This is a genomic window from Streptomyces sp. NPDC093586 (genome assembly GCF_044764905.1).
Taxonomy (GTDB): domain Bacteria; phylum Actinomycetota; class Actinomycetes; order Streptomycetales; family Streptomycetaceae; genus Streptomyces.
The window spans coordinates 1-18,963 of sequence record NZ_JBIWJA010000037.1 but is presented as its reverse complement, the minus strand read 5'-3'; the positions used below and the strand labels follow the sequence as shown (position 1 = coordinate 18,963).

At 72.5% G+C, this 18,963-nt stretch carries 16 protein-coding genes and 1 pseudogene; 11 read left to right on the top strand and 6 right to left on the bottom strand.

Annotation, left to right across the window (positions count from 1 at the left end; genetic code table 11):
* Positions 1-108 precede the first annotated feature (108 nt).
* Entirely contained in the window at positions 109-1,629 is a 1,521-nt protein-coding gene (locus ACIRFH_RS29360) for an APC family permease (protein WP_403527170.1), read from the top strand.
* Between the two features lie 91 nt (positions 1,630-1,720).
* Complete coding sequence (locus tag ACIRFH_RS29355) at positions 1,721-3,355, top strand: amidohydrolase (RefSeq protein ID WP_403527167.1); 1,635 nt, start codon at positions 1,721-1,723, stop codon at positions 3,353-3,355.
* Positions 3,356-3,442: 87 nt separating this feature from the next.
* Here the strand turns inward: ACIRFH_RS29355 and ACIRFH_RS29350 are convergent, their stop codons facing one another.
* The 3 genes from ACIRFH_RS29350 to ACIRFH_RS29340 form a co-directional block, all read right to left on the bottom strand.
* Positions 3,443-4,579 carry a homoserine O-acetyltransferase gene (locus ACIRFH_RS29350; protein ID WP_403527165.1) on the bottom strand — a complete coding sequence of 379 codons (1,137 nt, stop codon included), beginning with the start codon at positions 4,577-4,579 and terminating at the stop codon, positions 3,443-3,445.
* 5 nt (positions 4,580-4,584) lie between these two features.
* Positions 4,585-5,946 carry a bifunctional o-acetylhomoserine/o-acetylserine sulfhydrylase gene (locus ACIRFH_RS29345; RefSeq protein ID WP_403527162.1) on the bottom strand — a complete coding sequence of 454 codons (1,362 nt, stop codon included), beginning with the start codon at positions 5,944-5,946 and terminating at the stop codon, positions 4,585-4,587.
* A gap of 608 nt (positions 5,947-6,554) precedes the next feature.
* A complete protein-coding gene (locus ACIRFH_RS29340) occupies positions 6,555-6,875 on the bottom strand; it encodes a MerR family transcriptional regulator (RefSeq protein ID WP_403527158.1) in 321 nt (106 codons plus the stop codon).
* A 790-nt stretch (positions 6,876-7,665) separates the two neighbouring features.
* On the opposite strand from ACIRFH_RS29340, the pseudogene ACIRFH_RS29335 reads away from it, so the two are divergent.
* Positions 7,666-8,274 (top strand): annotated as a pseudogene (locus tag ACIRFH_RS29335) (MFS transporter); the annotation flags it as partial.
* Positions 8,275-8,403: 129 nt separating this feature from the next.
* On the opposite strand, the gene ACIRFH_RS29330 reads toward ACIRFH_RS29335, so the two are convergent.
* Both ACIRFH_RS29330 and ACIRFH_RS29325 read right to left on the bottom strand, forming a co-directional pair.
* Positions 8,404-8,736 (bottom strand): hypothetical protein, encoded by a 333-nt coding sequence (locus ACIRFH_RS29330; RefSeq protein ID WP_403527155.1) that lies wholly within the window; start codon positions 8,734-8,736, stop codon positions 8,404-8,406.
* 160 nt (positions 8,737-8,896) lie between these two features.
* The gene (locus ACIRFH_RS29325) at positions 8,897-9,472 is read right to left on the bottom strand and encodes a dihydrofolate reductase family protein (protein WP_403527153.1); all 576 of its coding nucleotides are present in this window, start codon (positions 9,470-9,472) and stop codon (positions 8,897-8,899) included.
* Positions 9,473-10,446: 974 nt separating this feature from the next.
* Here ACIRFH_RS29325 and sigJ point away from each other — a divergent pair.
* From sigJ to ACIRFH_RS29310, 3 genes are all read left to right on the top strand, one after another.
* On the top strand, positions 10,447-11,334 hold the full coding sequence (gene sigJ / locus ACIRFH_RS29320) for an RNA polymerase sigma factor SigJ (protein ID WP_403527300.1): 888 nt from the start codon (positions 10,447-10,449) through the stop codon (positions 11,332-11,334).
* A 211-nt stretch (positions 11,335-11,545) separates the two neighbouring features.
* Positions 11,546-12,061, top strand: coding sequence for a carboxymuconolactone decarboxylase family protein (locus ACIRFH_RS29315; RefSeq protein WP_403527150.1), 516 nt, complete (start codon positions 11,546-11,548; stop codon positions 12,059-12,061).
* A 234-nt stretch (positions 12,062-12,295) separates the two neighbouring features.
* Positions 12,296-13,570 (top strand): SGNH/GDSL hydrolase family protein, encoded by a 1,275-nt coding sequence (locus ACIRFH_RS29310; RefSeq protein ID WP_403527147.1) that lies wholly within the window; start codon positions 12,296-12,298, stop codon positions 13,568-13,570.
* A gap of 46 nt (positions 13,571-13,616) precedes the next feature.
* On the opposite strand, the gene ACIRFH_RS29305 is transcribed toward ACIRFH_RS29310, so the two are convergent.
* A complete protein-coding gene (locus tag ACIRFH_RS29305) occupies positions 13,617-14,996 on the bottom strand; it encodes an APC family permease (RefSeq protein ID WP_403527144.1) in 1,380 nt (459 codons plus the stop codon).
* A gap of 462 nt (positions 14,997-15,458) precedes the next feature.
* Between ACIRFH_RS29305 and ACIRFH_RS29300 the strand changes: the two genes are divergently transcribed.
* From ACIRFH_RS29300 to ACIRFH_RS29280, 5 genes are all read left to right on the top strand, one after another.
* Positions 15,459-16,373 carry a YceI family protein gene (locus ACIRFH_RS29300; protein ID WP_403527141.1) on the top strand — a complete coding sequence of 305 codons (915 nt, stop codon included), beginning with the start codon at positions 15,459-15,461 and terminating at the stop codon, positions 16,371-16,373.
* Positions 16,374-16,590: 217 nt separating this feature from the next.
* Positions 16,591-17,172, top strand: coding sequence for an HD domain-containing protein (locus ACIRFH_RS29295; protein ID WP_403527138.1), 582 nt, complete (start codon positions 16,591-16,593; stop codon positions 17,170-17,172).
* A gap of 97 nt (positions 17,173-17,269) precedes the next feature.
* Complete coding sequence (locus ACIRFH_RS29290; RefSeq protein WP_403527135.1) at positions 17,270-17,752, top strand: hypothetical protein; 483 nt, start codon at positions 17,270-17,272, stop codon at positions 17,750-17,752.
* Between the two features lie 185 nt (positions 17,753-17,937).
* Positions 17,938-18,768: an ammonia-dependent NAD(+) synthetase gene (gene nadE, locus ACIRFH_RS29285; RefSeq protein WP_403527132.1), complete on the top strand. Its 831-nt coding sequence runs from the start codon at positions 17,938-17,940 to the stop codon at positions 18,766-18,768.
* 76 nt (positions 18,769-18,844) lie between these two features.
* Positions 18,845-18,963, top strand: a 119-nt coding sequence (locus tag ACIRFH_RS29280; RefSeq protein WP_403527298.1) for a sigma factor, incomplete at its 3' end; no start/stop codon positions are given.

The window sequence follows — 18,963 nt, the reverse complement described above, 5'->3', positions numbered from 1 at the left end:
GCCTAAACCGAAATGGTTTAGGTTTCGCGGCGGCCCCGCCCCCACCCCACCTCCGGACGCTCAGGGCCGCCGCACCCCCGATCCTCCGTCGAAGAAGGGCCGAGCGTCATGGCCATCGAGTCCGCCTCCCGCGAAGGAGCAACGGAAGGCACCCCGCCGCAGGGGACGAGCACGACAGAGGGCACGAGCGCACCGGACGGGAGCGGGTCCCCCGGGCTGCGCCGGGCCAGCCTCGGCGTCGCGGACATCGCGTTCTTCGTGGTCTCCGCCGCCGCGCCCCTGACCGTCATGGCCGGTGTGGCACCCCTCGCCATCGGCATCGGCGGCATCGGCGCCCCCATCGGATACCTGATCGCCGGCGCCACGCTCGCCCTCTTCGCCGTCGGCTTCACCGCCATGACCCGGCACGTCCGCCACGGCGGCGGGTTCTACGCCTTCATCACCCGGGGCCTCGGCCGGCCCGCCGGCTTCGGCGCCGCCACCCTCGCCCTCCTCGCCTACAACGGCATGCAGATCGGCGTCTACGGGCTGCTCGCCACCGGGACCCAGGACACGCTGGAGGCCCTGTGGGGCATCCATGTGCCCTGGCCGGCCATCGCGGTCGCCGGCGTCTTCGCGATCTGGTTCCTCGGCCACCGCAGCATCGAGTTCGGCGCGAAGGTCCTCGGCGTGCTGCTGCTCGCGGAGACCGGCATCCTCGTCCTGCTCGCGGGCGGCGTACTCCTCGACGGCGGCGCCGAGGGCCTCGCCCTGGACTCCCTCACCCCGGGCAACGTCCTGGTCCCCGGCACCGGCGCGGTGCTCACCTTCGCGTTCGCCGCGTTCACCGGCTTCGAGTCCACCGCGATCTACCGCAGCGAGGCGCGCAACCCCGAACGCACCATCCCCCGGGCCACCTACGCCGCCGTCGCGTTCCTCAGCCTCTTCTACGCGTTCTGCGTCTGGATCGTCATCCAGGCCTTCGGCGGCTCGCAGATCATGAAGGCCCTCGCCACCGACCCGATGGGCCTCTTCTTCACCGCGACCACGCACTACGTCGGCGGCTGGGCGACCGACCTCATGCACATCTTCATCGTCACCAGCATCATCGCCTCGCAGCTGGCCTTCCACAACGCGATCAACCGCTACGGGCTCTCGCTCGCCCAGGAAGGCGTCCTGCCGAAGGCACTCGGCCGGATCCACCCCGAACACCGTTCCCCGCACGTGGCGAGCATCGCGCAGAGCGTCCTCGCGCTGGTGGTCGTCGCGGGCTTCGCCCTGGCCGGCGCCGACCCGTACCAGCAGCTCCTGCTGTGGGTGAACACCCCGGGCGCGATCGGGCTGCTGGCGCTCCAGGCGGTCACCGCCGTCGCCGTCCTCCGCTACTTCCGGCGCATCCGGCACGAGGAGGGCCGCTGGCGCACCGTGATCGCGCCGTCGGCCGCCGCCGTCCTCATGGCCGGTGCGATGTGGCTGGTCATCAGCAAGATCGACCTGATGACCGGGGCGCCGTTCACCACCAACGCCGTGCTCGTCCTGCTGGTCCCCTGCGCCTTCCTCCTCGGCATCCTGCTCTCCCTGCGCATCCGCCGCAGCCGGCCCGAGGTGTACGCCCACTTCGCCCAGGAGCCGGACGGCGAGGTGAGCTGACCCCACACCGTCCCGGTCCTCATCCCCTCAGTCGCCGGCCCACCCACGGGGGCCGGCACCCGATCGGCACCAACAGCAAGGAATCTCCTCCGTGTCACACTCCCCCGCATCCCGTTCCGCCGTCGCCGACACGATCCTGACCGGCGCCCGGATCCGCACCCTCGATCCGGACCGGCCCTCGGCCCGTGCGGTCGCGGTCAAGGACGGCCACATCGTCGCCGTCGGGGACGAGGCGGACGTACGCGACTGGCGCGGCGCGGACACCGAGGTCATCGACCTGGCCGGGGCCACCCTCACCCCTGGACTCGTCGACGGCCACAGCCACCCGTACCTGGGCCTGACCATGGCCACCGGGCTCGACCTCTCCGGCTGCCAGGACCTGGACGCGCTGCGGGCGACGCTGGCCGCGGCGGCCCGCGCGGCCGGCCCCGGCGAGTGGGTCCTGGCCCACAGCCTCGACCACAACACCTTCCACGGCCGCCCGGTCCACCACGACGAGATCGACCGGGCCCTCGGCGGCGTGCCGGCCTTCATCCGGCTCTACGACGGCCACTCCGCCCTGGCCAGCGGCCCCGCCCTGGCGGCCGCGGGCATCGACGGACCGCGCCGCTTCGAACAGCGGGCGCAGGTCGTCTGCGACCCGGACGGGCGGCCCACCGGGCACCTCGTGGAGTTCGCCGCGATGAGCCTGATGGATCCCGTCCTGCCCCGTGAGAGCGCGACCGTGCGCCGGGAACGCCTCCTCGCCCTGCTGCGCGACATGGCGGCGACCGGCCTCACGGGCGCCCACGTCATGGACCTCCAGGAACCGGACCTCCTCGGCCTCCTGGAGGGCATCGAGGAGGACGGCGAGCTGCCGCTGCGCCTGCGGATCGCCCCCTGGTGCATGCCCGGCACGGACAAGGCGGGCCTCGACGACCTGGTCGAGCTGCAGCGCGCGCACGGGCGGCACTGGCGCGTCGGCGGCGTGAAGTTCTTCATGGACGGCACCGTCGAGGGCGGCACCGCCTGGCTGGAGCACCCCGACTGCCACAACCAGGGCACCGAGGCGTTCTGGCCGGACCCCGCCGCCTACACCCGGGCGGTCCACCATCTCGCCCGCGCCGGGGTCCGCACGGTCACCCACGCCATCGGGGACGCGGCCGTGCGGCACGTTCTCGACACCGTCGAACTCCTCCCCGACCCCCGGCAGCGCGTCCTGAACCGGATCGAGCACATCGAGACCGTGCCGGACAGCCAGCTGCCCCGCTTCGCCCGGCTCGGAGTCGCCGCCTCCATGCAGCCGACCCACCTCGCCTACACCCGCGCCGACCACCGCGACGAGTGGTCCCTGCGGCTCGGTGAGGAACGCGCCGACCGGGCCTGGCGCTGCCGGGACCTGCGGGACGCGGGTGCGACCCTGCTCCTGGGATCGGACTGGCCCATCGCGCACTACGACCCGCGTGAGGTCCTCGCCACCGCCCGCCTGCGCCGGCTGCCCGGACAGCCGGACGTCGAGCCGGTCGTGGCCGAGCAGGCCCTCACCGGCCTGATGGCCCTGGAGGGCTACACGTCGCACTCGGCACGCGCGGTCGGCGAGGAGGACGTGGCGGGGCGCATCGCACCGGGTCACCGGGCGGACCTCACGGCCTTCGCCGTCGACCCCGTCACCGCGCCCGCGGACGAACTGGGCGAGGCGCCCGTCGTGTTGACGATGACCGGCGGGACGGTCGTGCACCGGGCCTGAGCCGGGCGGCGGCGTCACCGGCGCGGACGACGCCCACCGGACCCGACCGGGCGGGCGCCGTCCGGCGCCCCGCACGTGCCGTCGGGCTCACGGCAGGAGCTCCTTCACGAGCGCGGCCACCTGCTCCACCTCGATGAGGAAACCGTCGTGGCCGCAGGAAGACTCGATGACCCGCAGGCCGTCGGCCGTACCGATGCCCGCCGCCAGTTCCGCCTGCTGCGAGAGCGGGTAGAGCCGGTCGGAGTCGACGCCGGCCACCAGGGTCCTGGCGGCCACGCGGCCCAGCGCCGCGCGCACACCGCCGCGGCCGCGGCCGATGTCATGGCTGTTCATCGCCTCGCACAACACGACGTAGCTGCCCGCATCGAAGCGGCGCACCAGCTTGGCGGCGTGATGGTCGAGGTAGGACCCGACCCGGTACCGCCCGCCCGACCACGGATCCTCCTCGGCCTGGGCGAAGCGGCCGAAGCGGCCCTGGAGTTCCGGCTCGCTGCGATAGGTGACGTGGGCGATCCGCCGGGCGAGGCCGAGTCCGGCGTGCGGCCCCCGCGCCGTGGCGTGGTAGTGGCCCTCCTGCCAGTGCGGGTCGGAGCGGATGGCACGCAGCTGGATGCCGGCCCACGCGATCTGCTCGGCGCTCGCGGCGGCCGTCGTGGCGAGCAGCAGCAGCGCGCCCGTCCGCTCCGGGTGCGTCACGGCCCACTCCAGCGCCCGCATGCCGCCCATCGAGCCGCCCACCACCAGGGCCCAGCGGTCGATGCCCAGCGCGTCCGCCAGACCGGCCTCGGCGGCGACCTGGTCGCGCTGTGTCAGGAACGGGAAGTCGCCGCCCCAGTGCCGTCCGTCGGGGCGGCGTGAGGCCGGCCCCGTGCTGCCCTGGCAGCCGCCGAGGACATTGGGGGCGACGACGAACCAGCGGTCCGTGTCGAGCGCCCGCCCGGGTCCGACGAGCCCGTCCCACCAGCCAGGGGTCGGGTGTCCGGGCCCGGCGGGGCCGGTGACGTGGCTGTCACCGGTGAGGGCGTGCAGGACCAGCACGGCGTTGGAGCGGTCCGGCGCCGGCCTCCCCCAGGTCTCGAACGCCAGTCGCGGTGCGGGCAGTCGGCCACCTGCCTCCAGGGCGAGCGGCGTCTCGCGCTCGTACCACCGGCGACGCCCGGGCGGGTCCCCCTCCCGCCAGGCCCCGGAGGCCGGCGGAAGGGGGACCCGCGACGGCGTCGGCACGGTGTTCAGGACGCGCCCTTCGCCGCCCGGAACCCGGCCTCCAGGTCGGCCTTCAGGTCGGCGAGGTTCTCGATGCCCACCGAGAGCCGCACCAGGCCGGGCGAGGCGCCGGTGGCCTCCAGCTGCCGCTCGTCCAGCTGGCTGTGGGTGGTGGACGCCGGGTGGATGATGAGACTGCGGACGTCGCCGATGTTCGCGAGGTGGCTGAACAGTTCGACGGCGTCGACGAAGCGCTTGCCGGCCTCGACACCGTCGCGCAGTTCGAAGGCCAGAACGGCGCCCGCGCCGCGCGGCAGATAGCGTCGGCCGGCCTCGTACCAGCGGTTGGACGGCAGTCCCGGGTAGTGGACGGCGGCGACCTCGTCGCGCTGCTCCAGCCATTCCGCCAGGGCCTGGGCGTTCGCGGAGTGCCGCTCGATGCGCAGGCTGAGCGTCTCCACGCCCTGGAGCAGAAGGAACGCGGAGTGCGGGGAGATGGCGGGGCCGAGGTCGCGCAGCAACTGGACGCGCAGCTTGACGGCGAAGGCGCCGGGGCCCAGCGCGGGCCAGTACCGCAGGCCGTGGTAGCTGGGGTCGGGCTCGGTGAAGTCGGGGAAGCGCTCGGTGTGGGCACCGAAGTCGAAGGTCCCGCCGTCGACGACGACACCCCCGATGGTGGTCCCGTGCCCGCCGAGGAACTTGGTGGCCGAGTGGACGACGATGTCGGCGCCGTGCTCGATGGGCCGCAGCAGGTACGGCGTGGGCACGGTGTTGTCCACGATCAGCGGCACGCCGGCTCCGTGCGCGACGTCCGCCACGGCCCGGACGTCGAGCACGTTGCCGCGCGGGTTGCCCAGGGTCTCGGCGAACAGGGCCTTGGTGCCGGGCCGGATCGCCGCCCGCCAGGCCTCGACGTCGTCCGGGTCGTCGACGAAGGACACCTCGATGCCGAACCTGGGCAGCGTGTGGCGGAACAGGTTGTACGTGCCCCCGTACAGGGAGGCGCTGGAGACGACGTGGTCGCCGGAGCCGGCCAGGGCGAGGATCGCCAGGGTCTGCGCCGCCTGCCCGGACGCCAGCGCCACCGCCGCGACGCCGCCCTCCAGCGCGGCGACGCGCTGCTCGAAGACGTCCTGGGTGGGGTTGTGGATGCGGGTGTAGATGTTGCCGGGCTCGGCGAGCGAGAACAGGTCGGCGGCGTGCTGCGTGTCCCGGAACACGAACGACGACGTCTGGTAGATCGGCGTCGCCCGGGCGCCGGTCGCCGGGTCCGGTGCGGCGCCCGCGTGGATCTGCTTGGTCTCGAAGGACCAGGCCGAGGTGTCGGGCCCGGTGGGCTCCTCGTCGGGCGTGTGACCTGCGGTGACGGAGTCGATCGGCTGGCTCATGGTGCTGCTCCCTTGCATGGAGGGCGGTGTGCGTGACGCGCGGGTGCGCACCGCGACGGGCGTCGCGGAACGCCGGTGGTGCGGAACGCCGGTGGTGCGGAACGCCGGCGGTGCGGAGGAAGAGCCGCGGGACCGAGCGCCGTGCCCGGACGGGGGACGGGGGTCGGTGCGGCGCGGAGGAGAGGCGGAGCGGAGGCCGGCCCGAGCGAGGCGTCAGCCCTGGGCGGTACACCCCGTCGTGGTGACACGCACGTAGTCGACGTGGCGGCGGGTCACGAGCACGGTCATGGGTTCAGAGAAGCACACGCCGACGTCGAGGCACCAGCACGACGGGCGATGACGCGGATCCTGACACACGGCCGCAATACAACTGTCGTGAACGCGCCTCGGGTCGCCCGGAGGGCGGGCCGGTCTTCGGCCGTCGTCCGGCGGAGCCGGCCTGTCGGGCCGGGCTGATCCGCGCGACTCCGGCCCGCACGATGCGGCGCCCCAGCGAACGGTCCCGATGAGCGGGGGGCCGGGGCGCCGGTGAGGAGTGCTGCCTGCACGTGGCCGGTCGCGGCGCCGAAGCGGTGAGACGTGTGCCCGGCGCGCTCAGGCCGGTGTCCTCACTGCGCCTGGGCGCGCAGTTGCTCGTTGATGCGGAGGGCTTCTTCGAGCTGGTCCTCGAGGACGATGATCCGGCACGCGGCTTCGATCGCGGTGCCGGCGTCGACGAGTTCGCGGGCGCGGGCGGCGATGCGCAGTTGGTAGCGGGAGTAGCGGCGGTGGCCGCCTTCGGAGCGCAGGGGGGTGATCAGGCGGTGTTCGCCCAGGGCACGGAGGAAGGCGGGGGTGGTGCCGAGCATGTCGGCGGCCCGGCCCATGGTGTAGGCGGGGTAGTCGTCGTCATCGAGGGGGATGGCGGGGCGGGTACTGCGAGGGGGCATAGACCTCTTCTTCCGGGGACGCGTCGAGGGGCCCGGACGCCGACTGGCGCCCGGGCCCCGAGCTTTCAACACCATCTGCCGACTGACGTGCGCCGGCTTCCTTCTTCCGCTGCCGTTCGCCTGGGAGGGCGGGGCCGCGGGGATCGCGGATGCGTGACCGGGGACCACCTTCCAATCCGGGGTCTGCGGTACCCGGGCGGTCCTGCTCGGCCCGGGCGATCCTGATGGCGTTCTGCTCCTTACCTGTTTCCGTTCGTGCCGTGCATGCACGGCAGTTCGTCTCTGCCGTGCCCGTCGACTTCTGGGTTACAACAGAAACCTTAGCCTCAACCGACAGCAATGTCTACATCGGACACGACAGGTTTGCTCCATCCGTGGGCTGCGCGATATTGCCCCTCCCCGCACTCGATCCGTCCGGGCGGACGGCGGTTCAGGACTCGACCGGCAAGCCGGCCGTCCGGACCGGCGGCCCCGGTTCCCGGCGATCCAGGATGCGCCGAGTGCCGCCCGCACGAGCGGGGCGGCCACCGGGCCTGCCGTGAGGCGGACGCGGCAGCCGGGCAGGTGTGCGCGCGACCACGCCTCCTCGCCCTGATGGGCGCCGGTCCCCGCGTGCAGGAGTTCCAGGCTCGCGAATCCCGGCGAACGGCGAGAGGACGAACAGGCCGCGGGCGAGAGTCTCGGTGCCGATCTGCCACAAGCCCGTGCGGACGGCCTTTCGTGTATCGGCGAAACAGCACACACGCCCCCGGCCGATCAGAGACTTCGTTGCACGCGCAGTTACCGATCCCTGTTCCGCACCCCCGAGTTCACTCCCTTCCTGCTCTCCTTCGCCGCTTTCACCGCGGCCCAGACGATCGGCGGCCTGGCCCTCGGCACGCTGGTGTTCCGGGCCACCGGATCGCCGTTCCTGTCGGCGGTGAGCATGGTCGGCCCGCAGCTCGCGCAGTTGCTGGGCGGCGCGTTCCTGCTCTCGGGCGCCGACCGTCTACGCCCTCGAGCGCTCCTGACCGGCCTCGGTCTCGCCTTCGCGGCCGGTACGGCGGTGCTGGCGCTGCCCGGCCTGCCCGTCCGGGCGGTCTTCGGCGTCGTCCTGCTGCAGGGCCTGGTCGCGTCTCTGGGTGGCGGGGTGCGCGGAGGGCTGCTGAACGAGATCCTGCCCGAGGACGGCTACGTCCTCGGGCGTTCGGTGTACGACATGCTCTGGGGCCTGCTGCAGATGGCCGGTTTCGCGACGGGTGGCGCACTGCTGGTGCTCCTGTCCCCCCGCGCCTGTCTGCTCCTCGCGGCGGTGGTGTACGCGGTGTCGGCCCTCGTCACCAGTGCCGCGGCAGGCGACGTTCGCCCGGTGAGGAGCGGCGTCCGGCGCGTGCTCCGGGGGTCCCCCCGGCCGGAGGCTGGGGGAGTGCCGGCCGGAAGCCCTCGTACCGGACGCACTCGGGCTTCCGGCCGGTGCGGCGAGTGGGGGCACCCCCTCCGGGGGAGCGTGCCGGACGCCGCGACGGGGCGAACGCCTCCTGCCGCGGCACTAGTCACCCATGAACCACACGTAGCTGCCCGGTGCTGCCGCACACGCCTCAAGGAGTTCGGCGAGATCGAGCAGTGCCGCTTCCTGGTGGTGATCTGTGCACTCCTGCAGCAAGGCGGCGACTTCCCGGCGGGCGGCTCGCGCCTCCTGTTCGTTGAACAGCGTGTCGCCGTACGGCTCCACCCGGCCGAGCGTGCCCGAGCCATGCCGGTCGAGGGTGCCCAGCACCCTCGACAGCGCTTCGCCGTGCTCGTAGGAACCCCGCAACAAGGTGTTCCGGGACGGCCCCTTTCGCGTGGGCCGCGCCGAATGCAGTTCCCACTCGATCCCCATGGCCACTCCTTCAGGACTCGGACACCGAAGCTTCGCAGAGGCCATGGGGCGCGGCGGCACTGGTCCGGGGTGCCGAGGCCGTGCCCGTGGACGCCGAGCGTGGCGGCGCTGCGGACGGCTCGTTCGGCACCGGGGCCATGCTGGTCCCCGATCCCGCGTGTCAGTGGAGGGTGGGCCGGTAGACGAGCTCTTGGATGTGGCCGTCGAGGGTCCGGTGCTCGAGCAGTTCCAGGTCGAAGTCGGCCGCACCCTGGAAGATCGGGTCCAGTCCGGTCCGACCGGTGATGACGGGGAAGAGCGTCACCTGCAGGCGGTCGACCAGGCCGGCGGCCATCAGCGCCCGGTTCATCGACAGGCTGCCGTGCGAGCGCAGCGGCACCTCGGACTCCTCCTTGAGCCGGGCGACCACGTCGACGGCGTCGCCGCTCACGACGGTCGCGTCCGGCCAGTCGAGGGGGCCTTCCAGCGTCGTCGACACCACGGTCGCCGGCAGGCTCCTCATCCGAGTGACCCAGGGATCACGCACGTCGGACTCCTCGGTGCTCGCGGCCAGCATCCGTGCGAAGGCCCGGTACGTGTTGGCCCCGAGAACCATCCGCTGGTCCGGGCCGTAGAGGGCGAGGCGGTGATCGAGCAGTTCGGGGCCCTGCTTGCCCCAGTAACCGGTCCAGCCGCCGCCGGCGGCGCCGAAGCCGTCGAGGCTGGAGAAGACGTCGAAGGTGTAGGTCGTGGCCATGTCGTGCTCCTCGAGTGCGGTGTACCGGTGGGGTCTGACCGGCGGTCTTCCTCGGGTGGGCTTCGGCGACCGTCACACCCATGGATCCAGCACTCTTCCGAAACTCGTCGCTCTTCCCACCACACAAGCGGCCACGATCACTCGCATGGCACGTGATCAAGGGCCGGCACTCCTCTGCACGGGCGATCACACGCGCGAGGACGGTGACTACGCCGCAGTGCCATGGCCTGCCTCGCCGGGGTCACCGACGGGCCGGGTCGGCGCGTCGTCCTCCCCCGCCCGTCGGCCCGGCTCCGTCTCGTCCAGCTCCCAGTGGTGCCGGCAGTCGTCACAGCGGTACTCCACGCCCGTATCGACCGTGAGTACGGCCCCGTACGGGCATCCGCTGCCGTCCCCGCGGCCCACGCACTCCCCTCGCCCGGTAGCCCCCATGCGTCCGACCGTGCGGCGCGCGGCCGGTTTCAGGGAGAGGGCTCGCAGGGCGCACAGGCGCTCACCGGCGGCACAACGCCCCAGCACCCGCCAGAAGTCCCATATGCGTCCCGGGCGGTGACGAGCGGTGTCGTAGGTGGCTGGGCCGGCACGCACCGGACGGAGTGAGCTGACGTTCGGGAGGGCGGGTCAGGGGCAGACGGAGCGCGGAGGGCGAGAGGAACGCCGGGTCGCGCCCTGGACGGTGGTCGCCGCCGGAATCGTCGGGGCGCCGGCTTTCGCCCCGCTCTCGCTGCGGCCCGCCGAAGGGCTGCTGCGCTCCGGCAAGGGGCCGCTCGGCCACCGGGGCGTCGTCGCGGAGCGCAGCCGCATGCTGCGAGGCCGCGCCGACTCGTCCTGCTCGCTCCAAAGACCCCTCACGATCCGAACGAGTGAGGCGGGAGCACCGGGAGCGCTCGAAAAACCGGTGGGGCAGCACGGTCACATGTGTGGCGTCGAGTACGTCATGAGTGCGATGCCGTCTACTGGAGGGTCGTGTGATCGTGAATCCACCTGCGTTTCTGGCCGATCGGTTCGAGGAGCAGCGTCCTCATCTCAAGGCGGTCGCGTACCGCATGCTCGGTTCGTTGGCCGATGCGGACGACGCGATACAGGAGACCTGGCTGCGGTTGACCCGGTCCGACGACCGCCGGATCGACAACCTCGGCGGTTGGCTGACCACCGTGGTCGGCCGGGTCTGCCTCGACATGCTCCGCGCCCGGAAGCGGCGGGGTGAGGAGTCGCTGGAGGCCCGGCTGCCCGATCCGGTGATCAGCCAGGAGCACGGGGCCGACCCCGAGCAGCAGGCGTTGACGGCCGACGCGGTCGGGCTGGCCCTGCTGGTGGTGCTGGACTCGCTCAGCCCGGCGGAGCGGCTGGCGTTCGTCCTGCACGACATGTTCGGGCTGCCGTTCGAGGAGATCGCGCCGATCGTGGACCGCACACCGGGGACGGCCAAGAAGCTGGCCAGCCGGGCGCGGCAACGGGTCCGCGGCGCGACCCCGCCCCCGGACCCGGACCCGGCCGGCCGGCGCCGGGTGGTGGACGCCTTCCTGACCGCCGCGCGCGGTGGCGACTTCGACGCGCTGCTGGCCCTCCTGGACCCGGACGTGGTGCTGCGGGCGGACGGCGGCGTACTCGCGGGGGGGCTGCGGGTCATCCGTGGCGCCGACGCGGTGGCCGGGCAGGCCGCCACCTTCCAGCGGATGGCCACCGCCGCCACTACGCACCCCGCACTGGTCAACGGCCTCGCCGGACTGGTCAACACCCTCGACGGGCAGCCGCTGTCCGTCATGAGCTTCACCGTCGCCGACGGCAGGATCGCCGCCATCGACATCCTGGCCGACCCCGAACGCCTGGCCCGGCTCGATCTCGCCTCCGTCGAAGGCTGACCTTCCCGCTCCCGGCCCCCTTCCGATGTCTCCGGAGACATCGGAAGGGGGCCGACGCGTGGGTGGGGACCCATGCCAACCGGCCGGGGGACCGGATTCTTCGAAAAAGATCCGGCGCAGTGGTCACCTTCACCCGCTGCGGGTCGTCAGTGCAGTGAACGAGCCGATACCGGCGGGCGCAACGGCCCGCACCCTGGAAGGGACATCCCCCATGAACACTACTGCTGACGACTTCGACACCGTCACCTCCCGGTTCTCCGACCCGCAGCGGCTGGTCCCCGAACTCGGCGACGTCAGCGCCGCCCTGTTCAAGATCGTCGGTAACGGGGTGATCCCGCGAAGCACCGTCGGTCTGGTCCACCTGCGCGCCGGGCAGCTCGTCGGGAACACCTACCTGACGGTGCTGCACACCGGCAACCTGCGCCGCGCGGAGGTGCCGGAGGAGAAGATCACCGCCGTGGCCTCCTGGCGGGACGCTCTCTGCTTCACCGATGCCGAGCGGGTCGCACTGGAGCTGGTGGAGGCCGTGCTCACGCCCGGCGGGCACGAGGAGCGCGTCCCCGACGCCCTGTACGCGCGGGTGGCCGAGCACTACGACGCCACGGCGCTGGCCACGCTCGCCATGGTGATCGGGCAGGTCAACTTCTTCATCCCGCTCGCGCTGATCGGCAAGCCGCTGCCCGGCGTCTCGCCTGCTGAGCAGTGGCGTGCGGCCACGGCCGGGTAGTTCCCCGCAAGGACGGGCTCCCTGGAACCGGGCCCCGGGCGGATGCCGCCCGAGACCCGCCCGGGAGGCCCTTTCCCGCCCGGGAGGCCTTTTTCCCGCCCGGGCCGGCGCGCGTGACCACGCCCGCGCCGTCGTGGTCCCCGGTTCTGGCGGGCCCCGGCGAAAGAAGTGATCACGCGCATGCCCCAGGCGGGGGCTCCCACCCGCACCGCACGGAAGGAAGAGCGTTCGACCATGTCCTCCCCCGAGACCCGCAATCCGCTGCTCACTCCCACCGGGGCCGCATCCCCGACCGCCGCCGCCCCGTCCGCGGCGACGCCCGCCACCACCGGCACCGTCTGGCACGGCGCGTGGACAGCGGCGGTCATGCGGCCGTCCGGTGCGCCGTGGTTCGAGACCTGGGCCGAGCAGGGCTTCAGCGACCAGTCGGTCCGGCAGGTCGTCCGGGTGAACACCGGCGGCACCAAGGTCCGGATCCGGCTGTCCAACGCCTACGGCACCACACCCCTGCACCTCACCGGCGCCGGCATCGGCCGCACCGCCGCCGGCGCGGCCGTGCAGCCTGGCACCATTCGCCCGCTGCGCTTCGCGGACTCCCCGTCCACCACCATCCCCCCGGGGGGACATGCCGTCAGCGACCCGGTCGCCCTGCCCACCAAGCCGCGCGAACGACTCACGATCACGCTGTACTTCAAGGACGCCACCGGCCCGGCCACCTACCACCAGGTGTCGATGACCACCACCTACCGCGCCACCGGCGACCACCACCGTGCCGCGGCCGCCACCGCCTTCACCGACAAGGTCGAGCCCGGGTTCGGGTCCTGGTACTACCTGGAAGGCGTCGAGACGTCCGGGGGTCACCCGCAGCCCGACGCGGTCGTCGCCTTCGGCGACTCCCTCACCGACGGGTTCGGCGCGACCATCGACGGCGACGACCGCTATCCCGACGCCCTCGCCGAGCGCCTGATCGCCGCCGGCCGTCCCCGCCCGGTGCTGAACGCCGGCATCGGCTCCAACAAGCTGCTCACCGACTCGGCCTGCGGCGGCGACGCCGGGATCTCCCGGTTCGCCCGCGACGTCCTCGGCCGGCCCCACGTGGGCACGGTGATCGTCCTGATCGGCATCAACGACATCCAACTGACCGACGACCGGCTGTGCGGCGTCGACCGCGACGACCCGCCGGTCACCGCACAGCGGCTGATCGACGGCTACCGGACGCTGATCCGCGCCGCCCACGCCCGCGGGGTCAGGGTCGTCGGCGCCACCCTCACCCCCTACCGGGGATCGGCCGGCTGGACCGCCGAGGGCGAGACGATCCGCGACCAGGTCAACCGGTGGATCCGCACCAGCGGCGAGTACGACGCCGTCGCCGACTTCGACCGCGCCCTGGATCCCGCGGGCACCGGCCGCATCCCGGACGGCCTGCACATGGCCGACCACATCCACCCCAGCCCCGCCGGTTACCGGGCCATGGCCGACGCCATCGACCTGGCCTCCCTGGGGCAGTGACGCCGGTCCTTCCCCCACGGTCCTCTCACAGGAACAAGGGGAGCGACTACCGCCCGCCGGACTCCCGAGGGGAAGCGGCGCCGTGAGGGTCCTCCTCTCCGGCGCCGCGGCTGGTCCGCCGTACGGCGGCGAGTGCGGCGAGCGCCGCTCCGGCGGCGACGACCACCAGTCCGCGCAGCCACACCTCGGCCTCGATCTGCGTGGCCAGCGCGACACAGGACGCGGCACCCAGCACGGGCAGCACGGCCGGGGTCCGGAAGTGGTCGGCGCCGCCCGGGTCGCGGCGCAGGACCAGCACGGCCGTGTTGACCATGAAGAAGACCACGAGCAGCAGCAGGACCAGGGTGGACGCCAGGGTGGCGACACCGCCGGTGAGCGCGAGGGCCATCGCCGGCAGGGTGGTGACCGCGATGGCGGCCCACGGCGTACGGCGGCCGGGCAGCACCTTGGCCAGCACGGCGGGCAGGAGTCCGTCCCGGGCCATGCCGTAGGCCAGCCGGGAGGACATGATGCCGGTGAGCAGCGCGCCGTTCGCGACGGCGACGAGCGCGACGGCGCTGAACAGACGCGTCGGTACTCCTCCGGCCGCCTTGACGACTTCGAGCAGCGGCCCGCTCGACCCGGCGAGCCGGGACGTGGGTACGGCCGCGGACGCGGCGATGCCCACCAGCACGTACACGGCCCCCGCGGTGGCCAGGGCGCCGAACAGGGCGCGCGGGTAGGAACGCCGTGGGTCGCGGGTCTCCTCGGCGACGTTCACGGATGTCTCGAACCCGACGAAGGAGTAGTACGCCAGCACGGAGCCGCTCAGCACGGCCGCCGCGGCCCCCTTCTCCGGTGTGCCGAGCCGGACGAGCCGTCCCGGGTCGCCGTCACCGCGCAGCAGCAGCCATCCGCCGAGGACGACGATGACGGCCAGGCCGCCGACCTCGACGAGGGTGGCGACGGCGTTGGCGCGGGTCGACTCCCTGATGCCGCGGGCGTTGACCAGTGCGAGCGCGGCGAGGAAGAGGACTGCGACGGCGCCCACCGGGAGCGTCACGAAGGCGGACAGATAGTCACCCCCGAAGCCCCGGGCGAGTGCGGCCACGGAGACGATGCCGGCGGCGAGCATGCAGAACCCCGCGACGGACCCGGCGAACGGCCCGAAAGCGCGCGTCGCGTAGTGGGAGGCTCCGCCCGCCCGCGGGTACTTCGTCGCCAGCTCCGCGTAGGACGCGGCGGTCAGCAGCGCCAGCAGCAGCGCGACGACGAGCGGCACCCACACCGCTCCCCCGGCGTCGGCGGCCACCTGCCCCACCAGGACGTAGACTCCGGCGCCGAGAACGTCGCCCAGGATGAAGAAGTACAGCAGCGGAGTGGTCAGCGCGCGCTCGAGCGCGGGACCCGGCACGTCCGCCGACACGTGCTTTCCGAGATTCGCCATGCCGCCTCAGGTCCCCCGAACGCCGGGAAGCACGCTCGTGGTGGCGCGTCCCGTCGAGTGGGGCATGTCCCGTCCGGCCGCGACGACGGCCCCTTCCCGGATCCACCGGCCCCCGAGCCCTCTTCCCGAGGGGTGATGTGTCAAGTACGTGACGGAACCGCGAGCCATGTGTGAACGTCACACCTTCTTCGTGTCCTTCACCACAGCATCTGTGCAAATCGTGAAGACAAGAGTGTGGCGATTTGCCTCGACGATGTGCCGATTTACGCCACCCCGTCAGCCGAGAGACGGTTCCGCCAGCTCCAGGGCCCGGAGTAAACCTCTCCTCGTCGGCGGCTTTATGATCGTTAACGAACTGCCGCCCCACGCCCACGACTCCGTTCCGGATGATTCTTGACGACCGCGAACGCAGGAGACGGCGCGGGCCGCACGGCGGTGATCCAGTGAAGAAAGGTGGACTCCATGGCCCTCGGGCTGCTCCGACGCCGGCTTTCCCGCGGCACGTCCGGTGCTACACCGAGCCTCTCGGTCCCCCTGCCGCCCGGTGCGGGGGGATTCGGTTTCGAGGTCGTCGACCCCGTGGGACAGCCCATGGGGGGAGCCGACGTGACCGTGACCGCCCTGGACAGCCACCGCGTCGTGACACGCGGGACCACGGACCCGAACGGCTACTTCATGGCGACGCTGCCGGCCGGCTCCTACAGCGTGATGACGGCGGCCGAGGGCCTGTCACCGGCCCGTGAGGACCTCGACATCACCGCCGGAGTGGCGCTGCCTCCCGTGCGTATCACCCTGCAGTCCGCCCGCCAGCCGGAACTCCCGACCTCCGGGACCTGGCTGTTCGATCCCCCGCACACCGCGATCCGTTTCATCGCCAAGCACGTGGGCATGGCCCACGTCCACGGCCGCTTCACCCGCTTCGAGGGCGGCATACGCGTCGCGCCGGACATGGCCGACTCCCATGTCTCGGTGCGCATCGACGCCTCCAGCATCACCACGGGCAACAACACCCGTGACAACCACCTGCGGTCCGCGGACTTCCTGGACGTCGAGCGTTACCCGTACATCGACTTCACCAGCACCCGGTTCGCCTACCGCGGTGGCACCAAATGGACGCTGCACGGCACGCTCACGATGCACGGCACCAGCCGATCCGTCGGTCTCGACACGACGTACCTCGGAATGGTGAACGGCGGCTATGACCAGGAACTGCGCTGCGCGGCGCTCGCCAAGGCGGAACTCCACCGCGAGGACTTCACCCTCAACTGGCGTTCCATGCTGGCCCGCGGCATCGCGGTCGTCGGGCCGACCGTCCAACTGGAGCTGGACGTGCAGGCGATGTACCGCACCCACGACACCCCCACACCCCCGGAGTAGGCGACCGGCCGGCGGGGAACCGCCGGCGGTGTGCGGGCGCGGGCGTCGCGGTCAGCCGCCAGGTGCACCGCCGGCCGCCGGGACGCCCGCCTCGGACGGACCGTCCCAGGTGACTCGGACCGTCCCAGGTGACTCGGACCGCGCTGGGGGCGCCTTCGTCCGCCCGGCCCGGGCGACCGGCCCCCGGCCTCCCCACCACCGTTGTTACGCTCCCCGGGTGAGGATTCCGGGAACCGAAGAGATCCGTGCGCTGCACGAGAAGTACGCGCCGACCGCCGAGGCGTTCGACCTCGTGCACACCCACTGCGAGATCGTCTGGAGCATCGCCGAGCAGCTGCTCGCCGCTCCGCACCTCGGCCATCTCGACGCCGGACTGGTCCGCGCGGGCTGCCTGCTGCACGACATCGGCGTCTACCGCCTCTACGGGGAGGACGGGCGGCTCGACCACGGCAACTACATCCGGCACGGGCTGCTCGGGCACGAGATCCTGGAGAACGAGGGCTTCCCGGAGGCACTGTGCCGCTTCTGCTCCCACCACACCGGGGTGGGCGTCACGAAGGAGGACGTCGTGGGTCAGGGCCTTCCGCTGCCCGTCGCCGACTATCTGGCGGTGACGGACGAGGAGCGGCTGGTCATGTACGCGGACAAGTTCCACAGCAAGTCCAGGCCCACGGCGTTTCTGACCGCCGACGAGTACGCCTCCCAGGTGCGCCGCTTCGGTGCGGACAAGGTCACCGCCTTCCAGGCCCTGCGCACGGAGTTCGGTGATCCCGACCTGGCCGCGCCTGCCCCGCGGTGAGATGCCGGCCGACCGTGACCACGGCCCTGTCGAGCCGGTGCCGCTTCCTCCCATGGCACGATTCCCCCGCACATCACACGTATCTGGGGGGGGGACCGTGAGCCACCGCACCGTCATCGGCACCGCCGCTCTCGGGCTGCTCCTGGCAGCCCTGACCGGCTGCTCCTCGTCGGACGACGACACCGCCGACACCGCACCCACGAGCAGCGGCGCGGCGAGCAGCCCGGACGCCGGGCAGCCGTCCGCCGGTCCGACGCCGAGCGAGGACACCGCGCCGGCGAAGGCGGCGCTGGAGAAGGCCGTACGCGAGTACACCGCCGCCTACTTCGCCGACGAGCCGGACACGACGTACGGCATGCTGTCCGCACGCTGCCGGAAAGTCATCACCCCGGCCGGCATGGCGGTGCTGACCGAGCGGGCGGTCGGTGACTACGGGCAGCAGGACGTGAAGCGATTCGCCGTCGACGAACTCTCCGGGGACACGGCCCGCGTCTCCTACGGTGTCGGCCTGCCGACGTTCGACCAGAAGCAGCAGCCCTGGCTGCGGGAGGGCGACGTCTGGAAGTACGACGCCTGCTGACCGGGTCCTACGTCGTCGGCGGATCCTCGGGGCGGAGTGGAGGCCGTGCGCGTCTCTCCCGGTGGGAGCCGGCGCGGTCCGCGTTCCCGGAGGCATGCGCGGTGGCCGACGCGGTCCCGTCCCGGTGGAGGCGCCTGGGTAGGCTGGGCACGGCCAGCACACCGCGAACCAGATCAGGAGCAGACGTGAGCGAGCCGGCCTCCATCGCCCAGCAGCAGGAAATCGCCCGGGAACTCCACGTGGCGGAGAGCTTCGACGCCGAGCAGGAGATCGAACGCCGGGTGGCCTTCCTCGCCGAGCGGCTGACCTCCACCGGCCTGCGGTCCCTCGTACTCGGTATCAGCGGCGGAGTCGACTCCACGACCGCCGGCCGTCTGTGCCAGCTCGCCGCCGAGCGGGCCCGCGCCACCGGTCACGAAGCACGGTTCTACGCGATGCGGCTGCCCTACGGGACGCAGGCCGACGAGCACGACGCCCAGCTCGCGCTCTCCTTCATCCGGGCCGACCACGTGCTGACCGTCGACATCAAGCCCGCCGCCGACGCCGCGCTGCAGGCCGCGGTCGCCGCCGACGTCGCCTTCCGCGACGCCCACCACCAGGACTTCGTGCTCGGCAACATCAAGGCCCGGCAGCGCATGATCGCCCAGTACGCGGTGGCGGGGGCGCACGATGGTCTGGTCGTCGGCACCGACCACGCCGCCGAGGCCGTCTCCGGGTTCTTCACGAAGTTCGGTGACGGGGCCGCCGACCTGGTCCCGCTGACCGGCCTGACCAAGCGCCGGGTGCGTGCCGTCGCCGACGCGCTGGGCGCGCCCGCCGAGCTGGTGTGGAAGACGCCGACGGCCGACCTGGAGACCCTCGATCCGGGCAAGGCCGACGAGGACGCCCTCGGCGTCACCTACGACGACATCGACGACTTCCTGGAGGGCAAGCCGGTGGACGAGGCGGTCTTCGAGAAGATCGTCGCGCGCTACCGCCTCACCGAGCACAAGCGCCAACTGCCCATCGCCCCCTGAGAGATCCCGCGTCACCGCCCCGTCGGCACCCGACCGGCGGGACCGTCGTCCGCTTCACCCGGATCCGGGAGGCGCGGTGACCCAGCCGTACCCGGACCAGGACCAGCAGGTCTTCCACGAGCACCGGCGACTGCTGTTCTCCGTGGCCTACCGCGTCCTCGGCAGTGCGGCCGACGCCGAGGACGCGGTCCAGGA

What these genes read in the sequence shown, in the direction of transcription:
- ACIRFH_RS29360 (WP_403527170.1), top strand. Translation starts at nt 109, where the DNA reads ATGGCCATCGAGTCCGCCTCCCGCGAAGGAGCAACGGAAGGCACCCCG.
- ACIRFH_RS29345 (WP_403527162.1), bottom strand. Translation starts at nt 5,946, where the DNA reads ATGAGCCAGCCGATCGACTCCGTCACCGCAGGTCACACGCCCGACGAG.
- ACIRFH_RS29340 (WP_403527158.1), bottom strand. Translation starts at nt 6,875, where the DNA reads ATGCCCCCTCGCAGTACCCGCCCCGCCATCCCCCTCGATGACGACGAC.
- ACIRFH_RS29330 (WP_403527155.1), bottom strand. Translation starts at nt 8,736, where the DNA reads ATGGGGATCGAGTGGGAACTGCATTCGGCGCGGCCCACGCGAAAGGGG.
- ACIRFH_RS29325 (WP_403527153.1), bottom strand. Translation starts at nt 9,472, where the DNA reads ATGGCCACGACCTACACCTTCGACGTCTTCTCCAGCCTCGACGGCTTC.
- ACIRFH_RS29315 (WP_403527150.1), top strand. Translation starts at nt 11,546, where the DNA reads ATGAACACTACTGCTGACGACTTCGACACCGTCACCTCCCGGTTCTCC.
- ACIRFH_RS29310 (WP_403527147.1), top strand. Translation starts at nt 12,296, where the DNA reads ATGTCCTCCCCCGAGACCCGCAATCCGCTGCTCACTCCCACCGGGGCC.
- ACIRFH_RS29305 (WP_403527144.1), bottom strand. Translation starts at nt 14,996, where the DNA reads ATGGCGAATCTCGGAAAGCACGTGTCGGCGGACGTGCCGGGTCCCGCG.
- ACIRFH_RS29300 (WP_403527141.1), top strand. Translation starts at nt 15,459, where the DNA reads ATGGCCCTCGGGCTGCTCCGACGCCGGCTTTCCCGCGGCACGTCCGGT.